Source organism: Gordonia sp. (in: high G+C Gram-positive bacteria), from assembly GCF_012515855.1.
In the GTDB taxonomy this organism is placed as follows: Bacteria; Actinomycetota; Actinomycetes; order Mycobacteriales; family Mycobacteriaceae; genus Gordonia.
The window spans coordinates 1-2,287 of the sequence record NZ_JAAYXO010000100.1; the positions used below are offsets into that span (position 1 = coordinate 1).

At 67.9% G+C, this 2,287-nt stretch carries 3 protein-coding genes; all 3 read left to right on the top strand.

Translation table 11 applies throughout. From position 1 onward, the window contains the following. On the top strand, window positions 1-463 hold a 463-nt coding region (locus GX543_RS07440), incomplete at its 5' end, for an iron chelate uptake ABC transporter family permease subunit (protein ID WP_290850989.1). Next, window positions 456-1,526: an iron chelate uptake ABC transporter family permease subunit gene (locus tag GX543_RS07445; RefSeq protein ID WP_290850990.1), complete on the top strand. Its 1,071-nt coding sequence runs from the start codon at window positions 456-458 to the stop codon at window positions 1,524-1,526. The genes GX543_RS07440 and GX543_RS07445, both read left to right, overlap by 8 nt. Before the next feature lie 15 nt (window positions 1,527-1,541). Further along, window positions 1,542-2,287: ATP-binding cassette domain-containing protein (locus GX543_RS07450; RefSeq protein ID WP_290850991.1), on the top strand; the 746-nt coding region annotated here is incomplete at its 3' end.

Below are 2,287 nucleotides of genomic sequence, written 5' to 3' on the forward strand. Positions count from 1 at the left end.
CTCCGCCGTCCTCGCCGGACGGTACGAGATGTTGTGGCTCGTCGCCGTCCTCGGTGTGATCGCCTACATCGCCGCCGACCGCTTCACGGTCGCCGGCCTGGGCGAGGACGTCTCGACCGGCCTGGGGTTGAACCACCGTACCGTCGTCGCCCTGGGCATGGCCATTGTCGCGGCCGTCGCGGCGGTCGTCGTGGTGACCGTCGGTGCACTCCCGCTGCTCGGTCTGGTGGTGCCCAACGTGGTTTCGCGTCTGGTGGGTGACGACGCACGCCGCGGTCTCCCGCTCGTCGCCATGCTCGGCGCGGTGACCGTTCTGGTCTGCGACATGATCGGCCGCGCCCTGCCGAGCCTGCTCGCCGGCGGGGCCCCGGGTGCCGGTGAGATTCCCGTCGGCACGATCGTCGGAGTCCTCGGCGGGGCCGTGTTCCTCGCGATGATGCTCAAGGGGGTGCGCAATGGGTGAGAAGGCCACGGCCACTGGTGTGGCCACCGGCGCGGCCGGGCAGCCGTCTCCGTCCACCGGAGGCGTCTCCAGGGCGCAGGCCGACCACCGCCGGCGACTGGCGGTGGTGATCGCGTGCTCGATCCTGGCCGCCGCGTCCCTCATCGCACTGGTCATGGTTGGCCTGCCCGACACGGTCGGTTCCAAGGCGTGGAACTACACCCTTGACCGGCTCTCCCGGCACGCGGTGGCCATCGTCGTGGTCGCGGTTGCCGTCGGGGTGTCGACGGTGCTGTTCCAGACCGTCACCGGCAATCGCATCCTCACGCCGGCGCTGATGGGCTTCGACTCGCTCTATCTGCTCATCCAGACCATGCTCATCTTCTTCATGGTGCCGCGGGACGCCGCGATCATCGGGGGACTGGCGAGCGGCGGCCTGACGGGATTCCTCTCGCAGACCGCGATCATGGTCGTCGCGTCGACGGCGCTGTACCTGTGGCTGCTCGGGGGCCGTCGGACGGACATCCACCTGCTGCTGCTGGTCGGCGTGGTGTTCGGCGTGTTCTTCCGATCCATTTCGTCGTTCTTCCAGAGACTGCTGGACCCGGCGGCGTACCTGCAGCTGCAGGACGTGATGTTCGCCAGTTTCCGCGGCGTCCAGCTCGACGTGCTGATCGGCTGCGGTGTCATCGTGGTTCTCGGCCTCGTGGTGGTGGCTCTCCTGGGTCGCCGTCTGGACGTCATGCTCCTGGGCCGCGACCCCGCGATCGCCCTGGGCGTGAACCACCGTCAGGTCACGATCATCATCCTGGTGGTCGTCTCGTTCCTCGTCTCGGCGTCGACCGCGTTGATCGGCCCGGTGATGTTCTTCGGGCTCATCGTCGCGAACGCGGCCTACGCGCTGCTCGGCACGACGCTGCACCGCTTCACCCTCCCCGTCGCCTCGCTGCTGGGCGTGATCGCGCTGGCCGGTGGCGAGATGATCCTGGGCACGCTCGGTGTCGAGTCGGCACTGAGCATCGTCATCGAGTTCGTCGGTGGCCTGCTCTTCCTGTTCCTGCTCCTGTCGAACCGCGCACGCTGAAAGGTAAGGCACGTCATGTCCCTTCTCCCGTTCCGACGCCGTGGCACCCGTTCCGGTCGAGACCAGTGGCTTCGCGGCTGTGGCATCGAGGCGCAGGAGGTGTGCTCGTCCTACGGCGACACCACGGTCCTCCACGATGTCAGTGCCTGTTTCGCCCAGGGCGGCGTCACCTCGCTCATCGGGCCCAACGGCGCCGGGAAGTCGACCCTGCTCGGTGTCATGAGCCGCCTCCAGCAGGCGGACTCCGGCCGCGTCCTGGTCGACGGTGCAGACGTTTCCGCCACCGGCGGCCGCGAGCTGGCGCGTCGACTGGCGGTCCTCCGTCAGGAGAACTCGATGGCGATCCGACTCACCGTCCGGGATCTGGTTGGTTTCGGCCGCTTCCCGCACAACGGCGGGCGGGCGACCGCTGATGACGCCGAGCACATCGACTACGCATTGACCGCGATGGAGCTCGAAGACCTGGCCGACCGGTATCTCGACGAGCTGTCGGGGGGCCAGCGGCAGCGCGCCCATATCGCGATGGTCCTGGCCCAGGACACGGACTACGTGCTGCTGGACGAGCCACTCAACAACCTGGACCTGCGTCACGCGACGTCAATCATGCGACTTTTGCGCCGGACCGCGGCAGAGCGCGGTAAGACAATCGTGCTGGTCATCCACGACATCAACATCGCCGCCGCTTACTCGGATCGCATCATCGCGATGAAGGACGGCCGGATCATCGCCGACGGCGCACCGGTCGACATCATGTGCACCGA

Bases quoted from the DNA above. Each gene is read 5' to 3' on its own strand.
- GX543_RS07445 (WP_290850990.1), top strand. From the start codon at position 456: ATGGGTGAGAAGGCCACGGCCACTGGTGTGGCCACCGGCGCGGCCGGG.